We start from the raw sequence: 667 nt of genomic DNA on the forward strand, positions 1-667 counted from the left end.
GTCGCTTGTCAGCGTATCGACGGCCGGGGCTGGCAGGCTCACATGCTGCAAGTCGACCTGGATGGGTACGCCCTCGGCGTCCGCCAGCACCACCCGTCCGCTCGCCAATACGCTGTCGAGCTGCAGCGCCCAGCCCTGAGACTCTCGCTCGAGGCCGACAGCGAGCTGCTCGACTTCCTGGCCGAAGCCCTTGAAACGGCCGATATCCAGCTGGGCGCTGCGTAACAGGCGCTGGCTGTCAGCGTCCACCTTCAGCGGGTGATCCGCGATGAACTGTTTCCAGGCATCCAGGTCCAGCTCGGCCAGGCGGCCACGCACACGCAGGCCCTGGCTGGTGGGCAGCCGGGCGGGCTCCCCGCCCAGCATCAGCTCGCCACGTCCCTCGGCCAGTGCCGTCGGCGGCGCTGCCAGGTTCAGGCTGGCCAGCCCACGATAGTCGGCCCAGTAGCGGCGTTCCTTGCCGGACAGCGTCATGCGCCAGTCGGCATAGGCCTCCTGCTCGGCGCCCTTGCCGAAGGGCGCGGGCAGCGCCACATTGACCCCGAGCAGGTTGGAATCGACGCGCAGCTGGCTGTCGTCGCCATCCAGCGTCAGGCGCAGGCGATAGGGCAGCAGGCCGCTGACAGGCAGCGCCTGCGGACCATTCAACCATTTGTTGAGGGTGTCG

At 68.5% G+C, this 667-nt stretch carries 1 protein-coding gene; it reads right to left on the reverse strand.

All coding sequences use genetic code 11. The annotated features are described in order from the left end of the window. Positions 1-667: YhdP family protein (locus J0A65_RS24940; RefSeq protein ID WP_206596921.1), on the reverse strand; the 667-nt coding region annotated here is incomplete at both ends.

This window comes from Bowmanella yangjiangensis, assembly GCF_017255015.1.
Classification (GTDB): Bacteria; Pseudomonadota; Gammaproteobacteria; order Enterobacterales; family Alteromonadaceae; genus Bowmanella; species Bowmanella yangjiangensis.